We start from the raw sequence: 19,233 nt of genomic DNA on the forward strand, positions 1-19,233 counted from the left end.
CGGGTCAGGCGTCCGCGCGGACCGGTTCCTCCCAGTCGACGCGGTAGTCGTAGATCCACCGGCTCGGGTCCTCGCCCCGGCGGGCCATCCGCTTCAGCGCGGCCGACATGATGAGGTCGCGCGGGATGCGGGCGATCGGCCCGAGCCCCTTCCAGCCGCCGGTGCTGTTGCCCTGGGCGACGACGCGCTCGACGCGGGCGCGGCGCAGCCGCTCGTAGGCGGTGAAGGCGGCGGTGACGCCGGGGCTGTCGCGCAGGCACTTGGCCAGGACGACGGTGTCCTCGATGGCCATGGCGGCGCCCTGCCCGATCGACGGGGCGGTGGCGTGGGCGGCGTCGCCGATGACGATCATCCGGTCGCGGTGCCAGCGGGGCACGGCCGGGACGTCGTACGTCTTCCAGGCGTCGAAGATCTTGCCGGAGGCCGCGACGAGGTCGGCGGCGGGGCCCTCGTCGTCGCGGAACAGGCCGAGCAGGTGGGCCCGCCACTCCTCCGGGCCGGTCGCGGCCAGTTCGGCGCGGCTGGGCTCGGCCTTCCTGGTGAGGTTGGCCGCCCACCAGACCTCGCCGTCCGGGTGGGTGAGGTGCGCGAAGAAGGCGTGCCGCCCGAAGATCGCGCACATCAGCCCCGGTTCGGCGCCGGTGGACACGCCGCGGGCGTAGCCGCCGGTGTTGAGCAGTCCCGAGTAACGGACGCCGGGCGCGCGCGGGTCGATGATCTCGCGGGTGCGTGACCACAGCCCGTCGGCGCCGATGAGCAGGTCGCCCTCGGCCGTGCCGCCGTCGGCGAACCTGGCCAGCACCCGGCGGCCGTCGCTCTCGGCCTCGACGAGCCGCTTACCGTACTCGATCGGCACGCCGAGCCGTTCGGCGTGCAGGCGGAGCAGCCGGTAGAGGTCGGCGCGCTTGACGGTCCGGCTGACGGTGCCGTCGGGGAGCGGGTCGCCGTAGCGGAGCTCGCCGAGTTTCCTGCCGGAGCCGCTGGTCAGGGCCATCCTCGGCGTCGCGAAGCCGATCTCCCCGGCGTCGACGCCGAGGGTGCGTAAGGCGTGGAGCGCGTTGACCGAGAGGGTCAGGAAGGCGCCGGCGTTGTCGGCGTCGCGGTCGTAGGCCTCGTGGACGACGGCGGCGATGCCCGCCTTGTGCAGCGCGATCGCGCTCAGCGTGCCGGCGATGCCGCCGCCCGCGATCAGCGATGTGTATGTCATACACTCGAATATATGGCATACACTTCGGGAGGAGTCAACGAGTGAAGGCGGAGCGATGAAGGAAGAGCTGCCCGCGGGCCTCGCCGAGCTGTGGGCCCGGCTCGGCGCGCCCGAGCCCGCGCCGAGAAACCGGCTGACGCTCTCCCGCGTCACCGGCGCGGCCGTCGAGCTGGCCGATGCCGACGGGCTCGACGCCGTGTCGATGGCCCGGGTCGCCGAGCGGCTCGGCTACACCACGATGTCGCTCTACCGGCACGTCAAGAGCAAGAACGAGCTCCTGCTGCTGATGCTCGACCGCGTCGCGGCCCTGCCCCCCGAGCTGGACGAGCCCTTCGACGGCTGGCGCGACGGCCTGGAGCGCTGGTGCCGGGCGCAGTGGGAGATGCTGCACGCCCACCCCTGGGTCGTGCACCTGCCGATCACCGGGCCGCCGATCACGCCCAACCAGCTCGCCTGGACCGACCGCGCCCTGCGCACCCTGCGCGGCACCGGGCTGAGCGAGGCCGACAAGGCGGGCGTCGCCCTGCTGGTCGCCAGCCACCTGCACACCGTGGCGCGGCTCGGCGCCGACCTCGGGCCCGCCGCCTCGGGCGAGTCGATCGCCGCCTACAGCGACCTGCTCGGCAGGCTGGTCGACGGGGCCCGCTTCCCCGCGCTGCGGGCCGCCGTCGACGCCGGCGCCTACGACTATCCCGCGGGCACCCCGGCCGGGGAGCGGCGGCTGGACTACCGGTTCGGGCTCGCCCGCATCCTCGACGGCGTCGCCGCGCTGATCAGCTCGGCCGGCGGGTGAGCAGCGCCACGCACTCCACGTGGTGGGTCATCGGGAAGGCGTCGAAGGCGCGCAGGTCACCCAGCTCGTAGCCGCGCTCGGCGAACCACTTCAGGTCGCGGGCCAGCGTCGCCGGGTCGCACGACACGTACACCACGCGCAGCGGCTCCAGCGACACGACGCGCTCGACCACGTCGAGGCCCAGCCCCGAGCGGGGCGGGTCGACCACGACGAGGTCGGCCCGCTCGATCTGGAAGCGGTCCAGCGCCTCCTCCACCCGGCCGCGCTCGACCCTCGCCTGAGGCAGGTCGCGCAGGTTGGCGCGGGCGTCGCGCACGGCGGCGGCCTCCGACTCCAGCCCGAACACCGCCCCCTCGGGGCCGACCGCCTCGGCCAGGCCCGCCGCGAACAGGCCCACGCCGCAGTAGAGGTCGAGCGCCCACTCCCCCGGCTCCGGCGCCGCGTAGGCGAGCACGGCGTCGAGCAGCGTCTCGGCCGCGCCGGGATGCACCTGCCAGAAGCCGCTCCCGGAGACGCGGAACTCTCGGTCGCCCACCCGCTCGTGCAGCAGCCCGGAGCCGTGGCGCGGCACGGTGCGGCCCTTGCCCTGGTCGAGCAGGATCGAGGCGGGCGCGTCGAGGTCGGGCACCGCCACCTTGCGGCGCGGGCGCGGCGCGACCACGACGGCCCGGTCGCCCTCGGAGGAGGCGATCACCTCGACCGACGCGGCGCCCGGCCACTGGTGGTCCTCGGCGGCGACGGCCTCCACCTCCGGGTGCGCGATCAGGCAGGCGTCGATGAGCTGGAGGTCGTGCGAGCGGTGCTTGCGCAGCCCGAGCCGGCCGTCGGGCAGGGCGGCGAACTGGACGCGGGTGCGCCAGCCGAGGCCGTCCTTGGCGCCCGGCACCTCCTCCACGACCACGTCACGCTCGATGCCGGCCAGCCGGTGGAGCTGCTCGGCGACCACGGCCGCCTTGAGCCCGCGCTGCGCCTCCAGCGTGGCGTGCTGCCAGTCGCAGCCGCCGCACAGCCCGGGCCCGGCATAGGGGCACGGCGGGACGACGCGGTCGGGCGACGGCTGGAGGATCTCCACGGCGTCGGCGCGCAGGAACCGGGTGGTCTCCTCGGTGACCTCGGCGCGGACCCGCTCCCCCGGCAGCGCGTGCCGGACGAACACCACGCGCCCCTCGTGGCGTGCCACGCACCAGCCGCCGTGGGCGACCGGACCTACTGTCAGCTCGAGTGATACCTGTTCCACACGCATACCCTATGCCCAGCCGGGTGGCACTCCTCCGGTTACGCTGAGTGGTCGCACGCTCGTCAGTGGTTCGGGGGGACGCTGAGTTGTGGAAGCTGGGGTTCGGGGGGACTCTGCTCGGCACGCTGTTCTTCTGCGCGTCGCTGACGCCGTCGCTGCTGCCCCGGACGTGGCTCTACCAGGGGGTCATGGGCGCGGTCACGGCCGTGCTCGGCTACGCCGCCGGGGCCTCGGCGGGCGCGGTGTGGCGGGCGCTGGTGCGCCGCCGCCCGCCGGAGCGCTGGCGCAGGCCGGCCTGGCGGATCATGCTGACGGGCTGCGCGCTGCTGACCGCCGCCGCGCTGTGGTACAGCTACGACTGGCAGCGCGACCTGCGGGCCCTCATGGGCATGGACACCGCGATCACCTGGTTCCCGCCGGTCATCCTGGCGCTGGCCGTGGTGCTGTTCGCGCTGTTCCTGGGCCTGGCCAGGCTCGTACGGCTCGGCGGGCGCAAGCTGATCGCCTGGCTCGACAGGTTCGTCCCGTTCTACGTGGGTCACGTGCTCGGCGTCCTGGTCGTCGGCTTCCTGGTGGCGGTGTTCGCCAACGACGTGCTGTTCTCCGGGTTCGTCCGGACGATGAGCGACATCTCGTCCGTGACCAACGCCACCACGCACCCGGGCGTCCACCGGCCGGCCTCCGCCTCGCTGTCCGGCGGCCCCGGGTCGCTGGTGAGCTGGGACTCCCTGGGCCGGGAGGGGCGCAGGTTCGTCGGCACGGCCACCACCCCGGCCCGGCTGCGGGAGTTCACCGGGCAGCCCGCCCGGCAGCCCATCCGCGTGTACGTGGGGCTCGACACGACGGCCTCACCGCGTGACCAGGCGGCGCTGGCGGTGCGCGAGCTGGAGCGCACGGGCGCGTTCGACCGCGCGGTGCTGGCCGTGCTGGGCACCACCGGCACCGGCTGGGTCGACCAGGGCATGGCCGATCCGCTGGAGTACATGTACGGGGGCGACTCGGCCCTGGTCGCACTGCAGTACTCCTACCTGCCGAGCTGGGTGTCGTTCCTGGTCGACCAGAAGAAGGCGGCGCAGGCCGGGGCGGCGCTGTTCGACGCGGTGCGCTCCCGGTGGGAGCAGCTGCCCGCCGGCGACCGGCCCAAGCTGGTGGTCTCGGGCGAGAGCCTGGGCTCGTTCGCGCTGGAGAACGCCTTCCGCGACGTGGACGACCTGGCCGCCAGGACCGACGGCGCGCTGTTCGTCGGGCCGCCGAACGCCAACCCCATCTGGAACGAGGTCACCGCCGGCCGCGACCGGGGCAGCCCGCTGTGGCGGCCCGTCTACCAGGACGGCGTCACCGTCCGGTTCGCCCAGCGGCCCGGCGATCTGGAGCGGCCGCCCGGCCCGTGGAAGGAGCCCCGGGTCGTCTACCTGCAGAACGCCTCCGACCCGGTCGTGTGGTGGACGCCCCGGCTGATCTACGACCGGCCCGGCTGGCTGGAGGGGCCGCGCGGGCCCGGCGTCAACCCGCAGATGAACTGGTTCCCGCTGGTCACGTTCTGGCAGGTGCTGGTCGACATGACGGCGGGGCTGTCGGTGCCGCCCGGCCACGGCCACCGCTACGGCCCCAACATCGCCGACGGGTGGGCCGCCGTGGCCGCGCCGCCCGGGTGGAGCGAGGCCGACACCGCCAGGCTGCGCGGGCTGCTGCTCAGCGGTTCTTGACCCGCTCGCCGCCCGACCGCCGCGCCACGCCCGGCGCGTACTGCTCGGGGCGCCCGCGCAGCCGGTCGGAGGAGTGGAGCTGCCACGGCACGCTCGTCACCATGACGCCCGGCTTGAACAGCAGCCGCGCCTTCAGCCGGAACGCGCTCTGGTTGTGCAGCAGGTGCTCCCACCAGTGGCCGACCACGTACTCGGGGATGAAGACCGTCACCACGTCGCGCGGCGAGCGGCGGCGCACGGTCTTGACGTAGTCGAGGATCGGCTGGGTGATCTCCCGGTAGGGGGAGTTGAGCATCTTGAGCGGCACCGGGATGCCGCGCCGCTCCCACTCCTCCTGCAGCGCCCGCGCCTCCTTGCCCTCGACGCCGACCGTAATGGCCTCCAGCGTGGACGGCCGGGTGGCGCGGGCGTAGGCCAGGGCCCGCAGCGTCGGCTTGTGGATCTTCGAGACGAGCACGATGGCGTGGTTGCGGGCGGGCAGCGTCGACTCGTCGTACTCCTCGGTGATCTCCAGCTCGGCGGCGACGTTGTCGTAGTGGCGCCTGATGGCCTTCATCATGAGGAACAGGATCGGCATCGCGATGCACACGATCCACGCGCCGACCACGAACTTGGTGAGCAGCACCACCACGAGCACCAGCCCGGTCATGACCGCGCCGAAGAAGTTGATCGTGCGCGAGCGGTGCATCTGGTGGCGGGCCTTCAGGTCCTCCTCGGTCTTGAGCCGGCGGGTCCAGTGGATGACCATGCCGGTCTGGCTGAGCGTGAACGAGACGAAGACGCCGACGATGTAGAGGTTCAGCAGGCGGCTGACGTCGGCGTCGAAGCCCCACAGCAGCAGGCAGGCCATCAGGGCCAGGATGATGATGCCGTTGGAGAAGGCGAGCCGGTCGCCCCGGGTGTGGAGCTGGCGCGGCAGGTAGCGGTCCTGGGCGAGGATCGAGCCGAGCACCGGGAAGCCGTTGAAGGCGGTGTTGGCGGCCAGGAACAGGATGAGCGCGGTGACCCCGGAGATGACGACGAACGGCAGCGACCCGCCGCCGAAGACCGCGTCGGCCACCTGCGAGATGATCGGCTGCTGGTGGTAGCCGGGGCCGACCGGCGTGCCGTCGGGCCGCAGCAGGTCGGTGGCGGCCACCGACGGCTCGGCCACCTTGACCCCGGAGGCCAGGCCCAGCGCGATGATGCCGCCGAACATGCTGATCGCGATCAGGCCCATCATGAGCAGCGTGGTGGCGGCGTTGCGGCTCTTGGGCTTGCGGAAGGCGGGCACGCCGTTGCTGATGGCCTCGACGCCGGTCAGGGCCGCGCAGCCGGTGGAGAAGGCGCGCAGCACCAGGAACGCCGCCGCGAACATGGTCAGGTCGGTCTGCTCCGGCACGATGCCGAAGTCGGCGCTCGGCGCGCGCAGCTCCTCCTTCAGGAAGACGACCTCGAACCCGCCCACGGCGATCATCCCGAGCACCGCGATCATGAACGCGTACGTGGGGATCGCGAACGCGGCCCCCGACTCGCGCAGGCCGCGCAGGTTGACGACGGTGAGCAGGATGACGATCCCGATGGCCACGGCGGGCTTGTGCTGGGCCACGAACGGGATCGTCGCGCCCACGTAGTCGACGCCGTTGGCCACCGACACCGCGACCGTGAGCACGTAGTCGACCATGAGGGCGCTGGCCACGGTGAGCCCCGCGTTGGCGCCCAGGTTGGTGGTGGCCACCTCGTAGTCCCCGCCGCCGCTCGGGTAGGCGTGCACGTTCTGCCGGTAGGAGGCCACGACCGTCAGCATCACGACCACGACGGCGATCGCGATCCACGGGCTGTAGGCGTAGAACGAGACACCCGCCAGCGACAGGATGACCAGGATCTCCTGCGGCGCGTAGGCGACGGAGGAGAGCGCGTCGCTGGCGAACACGGGCAGGGCGATGCGTTTCGGCAGGAGTTGCTCGTGAAGCTGGCCGCTTCTCAGGGCCCGCCCCACGAGCAGGCGTTTGACAAGATCCGATGCTTTCGCCACGTTACGGAATGCTAGTCCTATGTGCCTGTGCCGCCGACGGGGCGCTCCCGGTGGACGCCATACTGGTGTCGAGCAACGGGCCGACCGCGGAGTGCGGGGGAGTATGCATATAGTGATCATGGGGTGTGGCCGGGTCGGATCGACCCTCGCGCACATCCTTGAGGACAACGGGCATTCGGTCGCGATCATCGACCGGGACCCGCAGGCGTTCCGCAGGCTGCGGGCCGGGTTCCGCGGCCGCCGGGTCACCGGCATCGGCTTCGACCGCGACGTGCTCACCGAGGCGGGCGTCGAGTCCGCCGCCGCGTTCGTGGCGGTCTCCAGCGGCGACAACTCCAACATCATCTCCGCCCGCGTGGCCCGCGAGACGTTCGGCGTCGACGACGTGGTGGCGCGCATCTACGACCCCCGGCGCGCCGAGGTCTACCAGCGGCTCGGCATCCCGACCGTGGCGACCGTGCGCTGGACCGCCGACCAGATCCTGCGCCGCGTCCTGCCCGAGGGGGCCGAGCCGCTGTGGCGCGACCCGACCGGCACCGTCGTGCTGGCCGAGGTGACGGTCAACCCGGCCTGGATCGGCACCCGCGTCGTCGACCTGGAGGCGCACGCCGGGGCCCGCATCGCCTTCCTCAACCGGATGGGCGAGGCCGTGGTCATCACCGGCACCACGATGGTGCAGGACGGCGACGTGCTGCACGTCATCGCCGCCGAGGACGACATGGACCGGATCAACCAGGTGCTGGCCGAGGCACCGGAAGAGGACGAGTGATGCGCGTCGCCATCGCCGGGGCCGGCGCCGTCGGCCGCTCCATCGCCGCCGAGCTCCTCGAGAACGGCCACGAGGTCCTGCTCATCGACGTCAACCCCAAGGCCATCAAGATCGACAGCGTGCCGCGCGCCGAGTGGCTGCTCGCCGACGCCTGCGAGATCGCCTCCCTCGACGAGGCCGGGCTCAGCAACTGCCACGTCGTCGTCGCCTCCTCCGGCGACGACAAGGTCAACCTCGTCGTGTCGCTGCTGGCCAAGACCGAGTACGGGGTGCCGCGCGTGGTCGCGCGCATCAACCACCCCAACAACGAGTGGCTGTTTAACGAGTCGTGGGGCGTCGACGTCGCGGTCTCCACGCCGCGCCTGCTGAGCGCGCTCGTCGAGGAGGCGGTCAGCGTCGGCGACCTGGTGCGGCTGATGACGTTCCGCCAGGGGCAGGCCAACCTGGTCGAGCTCACGCTGGCCGACGACGCGCCGGTGGTGGGCCAGCGGGCCGGCACGGTGCCGTGGCCCACGGACTCGGCGCTGGTGGCGATCCTGCGCGAGGGCCGCGTCCTGGTGCCGACCGCCGACGACCCCCTGGAGGCGGGCGACGAGCTGCTGTTCGTGGCCAACCAGGAGGTCGAGCAGGAGCTCGCCCACCTGCTCTCCCAGCACTGACCCATGACGGCGCCCACGGAGGGCGGCGACGGGATCGACCGGGCCGGACGGCAGCGGCTGACGGAGTCCACCGGGCTGCGCCGCCGGATCGGCCACCTCGCGGGCGTGGCCGCCAACCAGGTGGGGCTCGTCCACCTGGCGATCGACGAGGGCGGCCCCCTTCGGCCCCCCGCCCGCCTCCGGCCCCCACCACTCCGGCCCCGGTTTCTCCGGCCCGGGCCCGGAGAAGCCCGGGAATGGCGGAACCCGCCTCTCGTTCGAGAGACGGGTTCGCCGGGCGGAAGGGGTCAGGCCGGGGCGGGCGGGTTGAGCGGGGTGCGGCCGCGGCCGAGCACCCACACCATCGCGGCCAGCGCCGCCACCTGCAACGGCCAGCCCATGACGATCTTCGCGAAGCCGAGCGCCGCCACCGCCGGGTCGCCGCCGCCGAACAGGTAGACCGGAAGCTGCACGGCCACCCGCACCACGCACGGGATCATGAGCAGCCAGGTGAGCCGGGTGCAGAGCTTCACGATGCCGGGGTCCTTATGCCACCCCACCGGGTCGTTGGTGACCGACCCGATGAGGAAGCCGACGACCGGCCACCGGGCGACGATCGAGACCAGCATCCCGACCGAGTAGGCGGCGTTCCACAGGATGCCGGGCAGGAAGTAGTCCTTCGCGTCACCGGTGCGGCTGGCGAAGAACGCGCCGATCGCGATGCCGATGAGGCTGTTGATCACGAACTGCGGCGTGGACCGCTGCACGAGCCGCACCAGCAGCAGCGCCACCGCCAGCGTGATGCTGACGATCAGCGACAGCCGGAGCTGCTCGGTCGTGATCCAGGTCAGCGTGAAGGCGATCGTCGGCACCGCCGCCTCGATGATGCCGCGCACGCCGCCGAACGCCTTGGCGAGCTGGGCTCGCACCGCCGCCTCGACGGTGTCGTGGGCGGCCTCTCCGGCCTCAGCACTCACCTGATCAACTCCCTGGGCGCAGCTCGTATCGCGGATTGAACATCACCTTGCGGCCGTCCTGCATGCTGACCAGCCCTTCGGCCTTGACCGGCCGGCCCGGCTCGATCCCCGCGATCTTGCGGCGGCCGAGCCACACCAGGTCGATCACGTCGGAGCCGTCGTACAGCTCGGCCTCCAGGGCGGGGGCGCCGCCTCGCGGACGCAGGGTGACCGTCCGTAGCGTACCGGCTACGCAGAACCGGCGTCGGCCGCCACACGAGGCGATGGGCGTGGCGCCTGCCTCGTCGGCGCCCTCACGAAGCTCCTGTGCCTCCAGCTCGGACCGGCTCGTGGCCAGCCTGCTGAAGAAGGCCCGCAATCCTCCGCGTTTCGGAGGCTCTGCCGTACTCATGATGGTTCAGCCTATGTGATAAGGACGCGTCAGCGTATCTCGCTGATTTCGGGGCCGCGTTTGAACGGGTTCTGCTGCTGGGCCTCGGGCTGCTCGGCGACCGGCTGCTCGTTGGGGCGGCGCAGCGGGATCGATTCCTCGCGGGCCATCGGCTCGTCGCCGCGGACGACCACGACGTCCTTGACGAACTCGACGAACGCCTCCGCCACCGTGTCGTCGACCGCGGCGCGGCCGTTGATCACGGCGAGCAGGAACCAGCGGGGGCCGTCGATGCCCAGGTAGCGGGCCGGGCGGCTGCCGCCCTCGACGGGGATCTGCCCGGCCAGCTCGGGGCCGAACGGGCCCTCGCGCTCCTCCAGCGCCGGGGCGCTCGCCTTGATCTTGGTCCTGATCTCGTCCCACAGGCCCGAGCTCTTCGGCGCGGCCAGCGCCTGGAGCTGCAGCGAGCTCTCCTCCCACAGCGCGACCACGCCGACGTGCTGGTCCCCCACGGAGGCCAGCCGGACGTCGAAGGCCGGGTTGTGGGGCAGGCGCAGCCCGCCCAGGTCGGTGCGGTCATGGTCGGGGTGGGGCTCGTCGGCGTCCCACGGGCCGGATTCGCGCGCAGGGACGGCGGCGGTCTCCTCCGCCACCTGCTCCGGCTGCTCACGACGGCGACGTCGCAACACGTTGTCTCACTCTCCCTGATCTTGTCAGTGTCTTTCAGCGTCCGGTCGAACCGTGCCCGCCGGCGCCCCGAGCGGACTCCGGCAGGCTGTCCACCTCGCGGAAGGCCGCCCGCTCCACCCGCTGGAAGACGAGCTGGGCCAGCCGGTCGCCGCGGCGCAGGCGGAACGGCTCCTTCGCGTCGGTGTTGATCAGCGTGACCTTGACCTCGCCCCGGTAGCCGGCGTCGACCGTGCCGGGCGCGTTCACCATCGTGATGCCGTGCCTGGCGGCCAGGCCGGAGCGGGGGTGGACGAAGGCCGCGTAGCCGTCGGGCAGCGCGATCGCCACGCCGGTGCGGATGACGGCCCGCTCCCCCGGCAGCAGCTCGGCGTCCTCGGCGGAGTAGAGGTCGGCGCCCGCGTCGCCGGGGTGGGCGTAGCGGGGCACCGGCAGCCCGGGGTCGAGGCGCTGGATGAGGACCTCCACCTCGGTCACGGGTTCACCTCGTAGTCCTGGTGCTCGGCGGCGATGGCCGCGAGGTCGCCGTGCTCGGCGAAGTGCGCCATGTCCACCTCGATGAACAGCGCCGCCGCGCGGACGGCGACCGGGCCGTCGGGGGCGCCGATGCGCCCCTCCGCCTCAAGGTACGCCTTGCGGCCCGAGATCCCGTTGCACCAGGCACGCAGGTGGAGTGTCGTGCCCACGGGAACGGGGAGGAGGTAGTCGGTCTCCAGCCGTCCCGTGACATAGGGCTTGTGGAACAGCCAGACGGACATTCCGATGACCTCGTCCATGGCGGCGGCGAGCACGCCGCCGTGCGCGAGCCGGGGCGCGCCCTGGTGCGCCTCCCCCACGGTGAACTCGGCCTCGACGGTGTTGCCGTCCGGGGTGACGGCGTTGATGTGCAGGCCGGTGGGGTGGTCGGCGCCGCAGCCGAAGCAGCGGCTGTAGTGGGAGCCGAGGGCGGCGCCGGGGCCGGGCGCGCCGGGGTGCGCCTTGGGCGGCTCGGCGCCGGGCGGCGGGGTGGTAACGGTGGAACGAGTCACGGGTGACGAGGCTACTCCGTGTCGGCACCGGCCCGGGTCGCGGCGGGGGAACGTCCCTGTTCCGGGGGATCATCCGTGGTCCCGTCCGTGGGCCCGTCCTGCGGTCCGTCCGGCGCGCCTGTCCCGGCGTCGCCCGCCGGGCGGGGCGGGGGCGGCAGCGAGGGCGGGTCGGAGCGCAGCTCGGGCAGTGCGCGGTAGATGACCGCCGCGATCGGCACCGCGACGACCGCGCCCGCGATGCCCGCCAGGATGCCGCCCACGGACAGCACGAGAATGATCGCCAGCGGGTGGAACCGCAGCGCCCGGCCGACGATCAGCGGCTGCAGCACGTGGTTCTCCAGCTGCTGCTCGATGACCAGGATGCCGACGAAGATGAGCGCGTAGACGATGCCCTTGGCGCCCAGCGTGACCAGGGTGGCGACGGTGCCGGCGAAGAAGATGCCGACGATCGGGATGAAGCTGGCGAAGAAGATGAGCACGGCCAGCGGCGCCCACAGCGGCACCCCCATGCCGGCCAGCACGATGCCCATGACGACGCCGTGCACGGCGGCCACCAGGACGCTGCCCTGCACGTAGTGCGACAGCGTGGTCCACGCGGCCCGCCCGGCCCGGTCGACGCGCGGCGACATCCCGCCGAACCCCTTGAGGAACCACGACCAGATCCGCTCGCCGTCCTTGAGCAGGAAGAACGTCACGAACAGCAGCAGCACGATGGAGGCGAGCACCTCGACGGCCACCGCCCCGGCGGACAGCACGGTGCCGGTGATGGCGTCGCGCTGGGCGTTGATCATCTTGACGACTTCGGCGACGTACGCGCTGATCTGCGCCTGCTCCAGGTGCAGCGGCCCGGTGGTGAGCCACTGCTGCACGTCGGCGACGGTGGCCTCGACCTGCTTGACCAGGTTGGGGAATTCCTCGGTGGCGCGCACGCCGACCAGCCAGCCGGTGCCCACCAGCACGGCCAGCGCGGCGAGCATGGTGAGCCAGGTGGCCCAGATGGGCCGCAGCCCGGCCTCGCGCAGGCTGCGGGTCAGCGGGAAGAGCAGCGCGGTCAGCAGCAGCGCGATCGCGACGGGCAGCGCCACGAAGCTGAGCCGGGCGATCACCTGGACGAAGAAGTAGACGACCACGCCGACGAGGACCAGGCACAGGCACCACGCGGCCATGCGGGCGAGCACGGGGGGCACGAGTTTGGTGGGTCGGTCGGTCAGCACGTTTCAAGACTGGCACGCCGGAGCCGAGGATGCGCGCGGTTAAAAGTTCGGGCCTGGGCAAGGCGGGGCCGCCGTGTCACCGTCATGGTCATGAATCCAGTCGGGGTCGTGCGGCCGGTCCGGGTCATGAGGGCGGGCGGGGTCGTGAAGGCGGGCGCGATCACGCTCGCGGTCGTCCTGGGGCTCACGGCGGTCCCGGCCTCCCCGGCGCAGGCGGGCGGGGGCGGGGTCTCGGTCGAGGTGCTCTCCAGCCGGGCCGACCAGGTCAGCGGCGGTGACGCCCTGGTCCGGGTACGGGTGCCGCGCGGCGAGCGGCCGCGGGTGCTGCGTGACGGCGCCGACGTCAGCGCGGCCTTCCGGGCCGACCCGGGCGGGCGCACGTACACGGGCCTGGTGACGGGGCTGGCGGCCGGGACGGGCACGATCACCGCGTACGCGGGCCGGCACCGTGACTCGCTGCGGGTGCGCAACCACCCGATCTCCGGCCCGATCTTCTCCGGCGAGCACCAGTACCCGTTCGTGTGCAAGACGGAGCGGAGCGGGCTCGGCCCGCCCGTGGCCGACAACCGGGACGGTCAGGGCATGCGGGTGGCGGGCGGCTGGAGCCGCGACTGCTTCGCGCCCCCGGTCACCGACCGCCTCTACCGCTCGACTGGCGGCGCGTTCAAGCCGATGCCGCCGCAGGGCCGCCCAGCGGACCTGGCGACGACCACGACGCTGGACGGCCGGACGGTCGACTTCGTGGTGCGGCGCGAGCGCGGCGTGATCAACCGGTTCGTCTACTCGATCGCGGCGCTGGAGGACGGCTACACCGGCCGGGCGGTCTACCAGTTCGACGGCGGCGTGGCGATCGGCCACGACCAGGGCACGCTCGGCTCCGGGGCGCTGGACCCGTACGGGCTGGGCAAGGGGTACGCGATCCTGCACTCGTCGGGCACCCGCACCTCGACCCACTACAACCTGATCCTGGGCGGCGAGACGGCGCTCATGGTCAAGGAGCGCTTCGTCGAGACGTACGGGGTGCCGCTGTACACGGTGGGCGTGGGCGGCTCGGGCGGCGGCATCCAGCAGTACATCTACGGGCAGAACCACGGCAACCGGATCATCGACGCGGCCATCGCGCAGTATTCCTATCCGGACATGGTCACCCAGACCATCCACGTGGGCGACTGCGAGCTGCTCGAACGGTACATGGACGGCAACCCGCGCTGGGCCCGCTGGGAGGACCGCACCGCGCTCATCGGCATGAACGCGAGCGACACGGTGGTGAACCCGTTCACCGGCAAGCCCGGCTCGGACGAGTGCGTGACCGGCTGGCGCGGCCTGACCCCGCTGGCCATGAACCCGCGGTGGACCGACGACGACGCTCCGGAATGGGAGCGGACGGACCCGCCGGGCGTCAAGGAGAGCGTCCAGTGGACGCACTGGGACGACCTGCGCAAGGTGTACGGGGTGGACGCCGCCGGGTACGCCCGCTCGGCGTGGGGCAACGTGGGCGTCCAGTACGGGCTGAAGGCGCTCACGGACGGCGTGATCACGCCCGCGGAGTTCCTGGACGTGAACGCGAAGGCGGGCTCGTGGAAGGAGCAGGCCGACATGGTGCAGGAGGGGTGCCCGTTCACCCCGCCGGCCTGCCCCGGCGACGTCGACCCGTGGAGCGCGCGCAACATGAACCTGGGCGACCCGGCGCCGCGCCGCGCGCCCGACCCGGTGGCGGTCAGGAACGTGCTGCGCAGCGGCCTGGTGTTCGGCGGCGACATCGACATCCCGGTGATCGACTGGCGGCCGTACCTGGAGGAGCGGCTGAACATGCACAACGCCCACCAGTCGTTCGCCACGCGCAAGCGCATGCTGGACCACGACGGCCGGGCGGGCAACCAGGTCATCTGGTTCACCGACGCCCGGCCCGAGCCGCGCTCCGACGCGACGCCCGAGGCGCTGGCCGTGATGGAGGAGTGGCTGACCGCGATCCGGGAGCGGCCGTGGCGCGGCGTGACGGGCAACAGGCCCGCCGGGGCGGTGGACCGCTGCTTCGCCGTGGACGGCACGCAGATCGCGGCCGGGCCGCACGTGTGGGACGGCGTCCTGGACCGGCGGGAGCCGGGGGCGTGCACGAAGGCGTTCCCGCTCTACTCGACCTCCCGCGTGGTGGCGGGCGGGCCGATCGAGGGCGGCGTCTACGCGTGCCGGCTCCAGCCGGTGTCGAGGGCGATCGCCCGCGGCCTCTACGGCGCGTGGACGCCCTCGGCGGCCGAACGCGCCCGCCTGGAGCAGATCTTCCCGACGGGCGTGTGCGACTACTGAACAGCGACTACGGGACGGCGGCTACGGCCGGGGAGCCGAGCAGGACCTCGACGGTGTGGCTCTCACCCTGCTCCAGGACGAACTCCTCGACCGCGCCCGCCCCGCACAGGTCGTCCTGGGCGAGCCGGATGAGGGCGGCCTGCGGCGAGGTGACGGTGAGCCGGGACACCTCGGCCCGCATCGACGCCTTGGCCTCGGACTTGGCCTTGCGGACCTGGCGCAGCACCTGGGAGGCGGCCTCCAGCACGGCGGGGTCGCCGCCCGGCTGCCCCGCCTCGGGCCAGGCGGCCCGGTGGACCGAGCCGTCACGCCACCACGACCACACCTCCTCGGTGACGAACGGCAGGAACGGCGCGAACAGCCGCAGCAGCACGTCGAGCGCCTGCCGCAGCGCCTCGTGCGCCGACGCCGCCGCCGCGCCTTCCTCGTACGCCCTGGCCTTGACCAGCTCCAGGTAGTCGTCGCAGAACGTCCAGAAGAACCGCTCGACGGCCTCCAGCGCCCGCGTGTGCTCGTAGGCGGTGAACGCCTCGGTGGCCTCGCGGACGGTGGCGGACAGGGCGGCGAGCATCGACAGGTCGAGCGGCTCGGTGATCTCGCCGCCGCCCTCGCCGAGCCCGAGCACGAACTTGGACGCGTTGAGGATCTTGATGGCCAGCCGCCGGCCGATCTTGAGCTGCCCGGCGTCGAACGCGGTGTCGACGCCGTAGCGGCCGCCCGCCGCCCAGTAGCGGACCGCGTCGGAGCCGTGCTGCTCCAGCAGGTCCATCGGGGTGACCACGTTGCCCTTGGACTTGGACATCTTCTTACGGTCGGGGTCGAGGATCCAGCCGGAGATCGCCACGTCGCTCCACGGCGTGCTGCCGAACTCCAGGTGGGAGCGGACCACGGTGGCGAACAGCCAGGTGCGGATGATCTCGTGCGACTGCGGGCGCAGGTCGGCCGGGAAGACCCGCCGGAACAGGTCGTCGTCGGTCTCCCAGCGGCCCGCGATCTGCGGCGTGAGCGACGAGGTGGCCCAGGTGTCCATCACGTCGGGGTCGGCCATGAACCCGCCGGGCACGCCGCGCTGGTCCTCGGTGTAGCCCGGCGGGGTGTCGGACGACGGGTCGATCGGCAGCGACTCCTCGGGCGGCGTGATCGGCTCGTCGTAGACGGGCTGCCCGGCCTCGTCGAGCCGGTACCACACCGGGAACGGCACGCCGAAGAAGCGCTGCCGGGAGATCAGCCAGTCGCCGGACAGGCCCTGCACCCAGTTGTCGTAGCGGACCCGCATGTGCGGCGGGTGCCACTCCAGCTCGCGCCCGCGCTCCAGCAGCCGCTCGCGCAGCGCCTCGTCGCGCCCGCCGTTGCGGATGTACCACTGCCGGGTGGTGACGATCTCCAGCGGCTTGTCGCCGCGCTCGTAGAACTTCACCGTGCGCTGCACCGGGCGCGGGTCGCCGTCGAGGTCGCCGGACTCGCGCAGCAGCTCCACGATCCGCTCGCGGGCGCTGTGGACGGTCTTGCCGGCCAGCTCCTTGTACGGGCCGGGCTCGACGCCCTCCGGGGGCTCGGGCAGCAGCCGGCCGTCCCAGCCGATGACCGGGCGGGTCTCCAGGTTGAGCTCGCGCCACCAGGTCACGTCGGTGATGTCGCCGAACGTGCAGATCATCGCGATGCCGGAGCCCTTGTCCGGCTCGGCCAGGTGGTGGGCCAGGATCGGCACCTCGACGCCGAACAGCGGCGACAGCGCCGACGTGCCGAACAGCGGCTGGTAGCGCTCGTCGTCGGGATGGGCGACCAGCGCCACGCAGGCGGGGATCAGCTCGGGCCGGGTCGTCTCGATCCAGACCGGGCCCTTCTCGCCGTAGAAGGAGATCCGGTGGAAGGCGCCGGGCCACTCCCGGTCCTCCAGCTCGGCCTGGGCGACGGCGGTGCGGTAGCTGACGTCCCACAGGGTGGGCGCCTCGGCCAGGTAGGCCTCGCCGCGCGCCAGGTTGCGCAGGAACGCCCGCTGCGACACGCGCCGCGAGTCGTCGCCGATCGTGGTGTAGAGCAGCGACCAGTCGACCGACAGGCCGACGCGCCGCCACACCTCCTCGAACGCCTGCTCGTCGATCTCGGTCAGCTTGTGGCACAGCTCCACGAAGTTGCGCCGCGAGATGGAGATCTCCCGCTTGCCCGGCTTGTCCGGCGGAGTGAAGCCGGGGTCGTAGGGCAGGGACGGGTCGCAGCGCACGCCGTAGACGTTCTGCACCCGCCGTTCGGTCGGCAGGCCGTTGTCGTCCCAGCCGATGGGGTAGAACACCGACTTGCCCAGCATGCGCTGGTGACGGGCCATGATGTCGGCGTGGGTGTAGGAGAAGACGTGACCGACGTGCAGCGAGCCGGAGACGGTGGGCGGCGGCGTGTCGATCGCGTAGACCCGCTCACGCGGGCTCGTGCGGTCGAAGCGGTAGGTGCCCTGCTCGTCCCAGCGGGCTACCCATACCTGCTCCAAGCCGTCGAGAGTCGGTTTCTCGGGCATGAGGGCATGGCGTAGTCGCTGCTGAGTCATGCCTCCTTATGGTACGGCTTGGCGGGCGCAGAAGCGGTAGAGACTAGTGTTCGTTACAAAGGGGAAGGGAGAAGGTCGGATGGCTGATGACAAGCCCGATGTCGCCTGGCGGGTGGTCGGCGGTCTGGTGGGGCTGGTGACCGCGTGGGCGGCCAGGAAGCTCCTCGGCTACGCCTGGGTCAAGGCGACGGGCAAGGAGCCTCCTGTCGATCCCGACTCGCCCGAGGTCAACATGGGTGAGGCGATCGGCTACGCGGTCGTGATGGGCGTGGGCATGTCGGTGGCGCAGATCGTGGTCAACCGGACCGCCAAGAAGCGCTATGACTCGTGGCGGGCTCTGAAGCAGGCGTCTCCAAAGCTGTGAGAAACTCGCTGGCCCAGCGGTCCACGTCGTAGGTGGCGACCCGGCGGCGCATCGTGCGCATGCGCCGGGCCAGCTCGTGCGGCGTGGCCCGCATAGCGGCCAGCATCTGGCGCTTGACGTCCTCGACGTCGTACGGGTTGACCAGGTAGGACTGGCGCAGCTCGTCGGCCGCCCCGGCGAACTCGCTGAGCACCAGCGCGCCGCTCAGGTCGTGGTGGCAGGCGACGTACTCCTTGGCCACCAGGTTCATCCCGTCGCGCAGCGGCGTGACCACCATGACGTCGGCGGCCAGGTAGAGCGCGGCCAGCTCCTGCTTGCCGTAGGACTGGTGGAAGTACTGGATCGGCTGGCCGCCGAAGACCGCGTTCTCCCCGTTGATCCGGCCCACCTGCAGCTCGATGTCGTCGCGCAGCCGCCTGTACTCCTCGACCCGTTCGCGGCTCGGGGTGGCGATCTGTACGAACGTCGCCTCGCCGGGGGCGATGCGGCCGTCCTTGAGCAGCTCGCCGAACGCCTCCAGGCGCTGGCCGATGCCCTTGGTGTAGTCGAGCCGGTCCACGCCCAGCAGCACGTGCTCGGGGTCGCCCAGCTCGGCCCTGATCTCCTTGGCCCGGGAGATGATGTTCGGCTCGCGGACGAGGGAGTCAAGCTCGCCGAAGTCGACGGAGATCGGGAACGCCTGCGTGGTGACGACCCGGTCCTCCAGGAAGATCTCGTTCCCCTTGTACGGGACGCCGAGCAGCCGGCGGCACAGGCGGCGGAAGTTGGAGGCGCCGCCGGGCAGCTGGAAGCCGACCAGGTCGGCGCCGAGCAGCCCTTCGACGAGCTCCCTGCGCCACGGCAGCCGCCAGAACAGCTCGACCGGCGGGAACGGGATGTGCAGGAAGAACCCGATGCGCAGGTCGGGCCGGAGCTTGCGCAGCATGGCGGGCACGAGCTGGAGCTGGTAGTCCTGCACCCAGACGACGGCGCCCTCCTCGGCTGCCTCGGCCGCGGCGGCGGCGAAGCGCTCGTTGACGGCGCGGTAGGTCTCCCACATAGGCCGCTCGAAGATCGGCGGCGCGACCACGTCGTGGTAGAGCGGCCAGAGCGTGGCGTTGGAGAAGCCCTCGTAGTAGAGCTCGACCTCCTCGGCCGACAGCGGCACCGGGATCAGGCTCATGCCGTCCTGCTCGAAGGGTTCCAGCTCCTCGTCGGCCGCGCCGTGCCAGCCGAGCCAGGCGCCGTGGCGGCGCTGCATGACCGGCGCGATGGCGGTGACCAGCCCGCCGGGGCTTCTGCGCCACGAGGCCGTTCCGTCCGGGTCGACGGTCCGGTCCACCGGCAACCGGTTCGCGACGATCAGAAACGAACTACGGCCAACCACCCGAGATCTCCTCCCAAAGG

At 72.2% G+C, this 19,233-nt stretch carries 17 protein-coding genes; 6 read left to right on the plus strand and 11 right to left on the minus strand.

The window, feature by feature from the left end; all coding sequences use genetic code 11:
• Positions 1 to 4: 4 nt before the first annotated feature.
• Positions 5 to 1,207 carry an FAD-dependent monooxygenase gene (locus tag AB0G11_RS38385; protein ID WP_357591552.1) on the minus strand — a complete coding sequence of 401 codons (1,203 nt, stop codon included), beginning with the start codon at positions 1,205 to 1,207 and terminating at the stop codon, positions 5 to 7.
• A 55-nt stretch (positions 1,208 to 1,262) separates the two neighbouring features.
• On the opposite strand from AB0G11_RS38385, the gene AB0G11_RS38390 reads away from it, so the two are divergent.
• Positions 1,263 to 2,000, plus strand: coding sequence for a TetR/AcrR family transcriptional regulator (locus tag AB0G11_RS38390; RefSeq protein ID WP_357591553.1), 738 nt, complete (start codon positions 1,263 to 1,265; stop codon positions 1,998 to 2,000).
• Here AB0G11_RS38390 and AB0G11_RS38395 read toward each other — a convergent pair.
• Positions 1,981 to 3,237, minus strand: a complete 1,257-nt coding sequence (locus tag AB0G11_RS38395; RefSeq protein WP_357591555.1) for a class I SAM-dependent RNA methyltransferase — start codon at positions 3,235 to 3,237, stop codon at positions 1,981 to 1,983. The two genes, AB0G11_RS38390 and AB0G11_RS38395, sit on opposite strands and share 20 nt — an antisense overlap.
• A gap of 86 nt (positions 3,238 to 3,323) precedes the next feature.
• Here AB0G11_RS38395 and AB0G11_RS38400 point away from each other — a divergent pair, with 86 nt between their 5' ends.
• The gene (locus tag AB0G11_RS38400) at positions 3,324 to 4,943 is read left to right on the plus strand and encodes an alpha/beta-hydrolase family protein (RefSeq protein ID WP_357591557.1); all 1,620 of its coding nucleotides are present in this window, start codon (positions 3,324 to 3,326) and stop codon (positions 4,941 to 4,943) included.
• On the opposite strand, the gene AB0G11_RS38405 is transcribed toward AB0G11_RS38400, so the two are convergent.
• Positions 4,930 to 6,957 (minus strand): APC family permease, encoded by a 2,028-nt coding sequence (locus tag AB0G11_RS38405; protein WP_219507762.1) that lies wholly within the window; start codon positions 6,955 to 6,957, stop codon positions 4,930 to 4,932. The genes AB0G11_RS38400 and AB0G11_RS38405 overlap by 14 nt on opposite strands.
• Positions 6,958 to 7,060: 103 nt before the next feature.
• Here AB0G11_RS38405 and AB0G11_RS38410 point away from each other — a divergent pair, with 103 nt between their 5' ends.
• Both AB0G11_RS38410 and AB0G11_RS38415 read left to right on the plus strand, forming a co-directional pair.
• On the plus strand, positions 7,061 to 7,726 hold the full coding sequence (locus AB0G11_RS38410) for a TrkA family potassium uptake protein (protein ID WP_219507760.1): 666 nt from the start codon (positions 7,061 to 7,063) through the stop codon (positions 7,724 to 7,726).
• Positions 7,726 to 8,385 (plus strand): TrkA family potassium uptake protein, encoded by a 660-nt coding sequence (locus AB0G11_RS38415; protein ID WP_219507758.1) that lies wholly within the window; start codon positions 7,726 to 7,728, stop codon positions 8,383 to 8,385. The genes AB0G11_RS38410 and AB0G11_RS38415 overlap by 1 nt, the downstream gene beginning before the upstream one ends.
• A gap of 287 nt (positions 8,386 to 8,672) precedes the next feature.
• On the opposite strand, the gene AB0G11_RS38420 is transcribed toward AB0G11_RS38415, so the two are convergent.
• The 6 genes from AB0G11_RS38420 to AB0G11_RS38445 are packed head-to-tail and all read right to left on the minus strand — an operon-like array spanning position 8,673 to position 12,640.
• Positions 8,673 to 9,341 carry a DUF3159 domain-containing protein gene (locus AB0G11_RS38420; RefSeq protein WP_308125869.1) on the minus strand — a complete coding sequence of 223 codons (669 nt, stop codon included), beginning with the start codon at positions 9,339 to 9,341 and terminating at the stop codon, positions 8,673 to 8,675.
• Between the two features lie 4 nt (positions 9,342 to 9,345).
• Positions 9,346 to 9,732: an OB-fold nucleic acid binding domain-containing protein gene (locus tag AB0G11_RS38425; RefSeq protein WP_049570465.1), complete on the minus strand. Its 387-nt coding sequence runs from the start codon at positions 9,730 to 9,732 to the stop codon at positions 9,346 to 9,348.
• A 29-nt stretch (positions 9,733 to 9,761) separates the two neighbouring features.
• On the minus strand, positions 9,762 to 10,400 hold the full coding sequence (locus tag AB0G11_RS38430; RefSeq protein WP_308125868.1) for a DUF3710 domain-containing protein: 639 nt from the start codon (positions 10,398 to 10,400) through the stop codon (positions 9,762 to 9,764).
• 34 nt (positions 10,401 to 10,434) lie between these two features.
• Positions 10,435 to 10,875: a dUTP diphosphatase gene (gene dut / locus AB0G11_RS38435; RefSeq protein ID WP_357591559.1), complete on the minus strand. Its 441-nt coding sequence runs from the start codon at positions 10,873 to 10,875 to the stop codon at positions 10,435 to 10,437.
• Positions 10,872 to 11,426 (minus strand): PaaI family thioesterase, encoded by a 555-nt coding sequence (locus AB0G11_RS38440; RefSeq protein WP_357591561.1) that lies wholly within the window; start codon positions 11,424 to 11,426, stop codon positions 10,872 to 10,874. Before AB0G11_RS38440 ends, dut begins: the two co-directional genes overlap by 4 nt.
• A gap of 11 nt (positions 11,427 to 11,437) precedes the next feature.
• The gene (locus AB0G11_RS38445; RefSeq protein WP_357591563.1) at positions 11,438 to 12,640 is read right to left on the minus strand and encodes an AI-2E family transporter; all 1,203 of its coding nucleotides are present in this window, start codon (positions 12,638 to 12,640) and stop codon (positions 11,438 to 11,440) included.
• A 90-nt stretch (positions 12,641 to 12,730) separates the two neighbouring features.
• On the opposite strand from AB0G11_RS38445, the gene AB0G11_RS38450 reads away from it, so the two are divergent.
• Positions 12,731 to 14,944, plus strand: a complete 2,214-nt coding sequence (locus AB0G11_RS38450; protein WP_357591564.1) for a DUF6351 family protein — start codon at positions 12,731 to 12,733, stop codon at positions 14,942 to 14,944.
• Between the two features lie 7 nt (positions 14,945 to 14,951).
• Here AB0G11_RS38450 and valS read toward each other — a convergent pair whose 3' ends face one another.
• Positions 14,952 to 17,453 (minus strand): valine--tRNA ligase, encoded by a 2,502-nt coding sequence (gene valS / locus AB0G11_RS38455; RefSeq protein ID WP_219507748.1) that lies wholly within the window; start codon positions 17,451 to 17,453, stop codon positions 14,952 to 14,954.
• 109 nt (positions 17,454 to 17,562) lie between these two features.
• On the opposite strand from valS, the gene AB0G11_RS38460 reads away from it, so the two are divergent.
• The gene (locus AB0G11_RS38460) at positions 17,563 to 17,847 is read left to right on the plus strand and encodes a DUF4235 domain-containing protein (protein WP_219507747.1); all 285 of its coding nucleotides are present in this window, start codon (positions 17,563 to 17,565) and stop codon (positions 17,845 to 17,847) included.
• On the opposite strand, the gene AB0G11_RS38465 is transcribed toward AB0G11_RS38460, so the two are convergent.
• Complete coding sequence (locus AB0G11_RS38465) at positions 17,780 to 19,213, minus strand: trehalose-6-phosphate synthase (RefSeq protein WP_219507746.1); 1,434 nt, start codon at positions 19,211 to 19,213, stop codon at positions 17,780 to 17,782. The genes AB0G11_RS38460 and AB0G11_RS38465 overlap by 68 nt on opposite strands.
• Positions 19,214 to 19,233 lie beyond the last annotated feature (20 nt).

Source organism: Nonomuraea sp. NPDC023979 (assembly GCF_040639085.1).
In the GTDB taxonomy this organism is placed as follows: domain Bacteria; phylum Actinomycetota; class Actinomycetes; order Streptosporangiales; family Streptosporangiaceae; genus Nonomuraea; species Nonomuraea ceibae.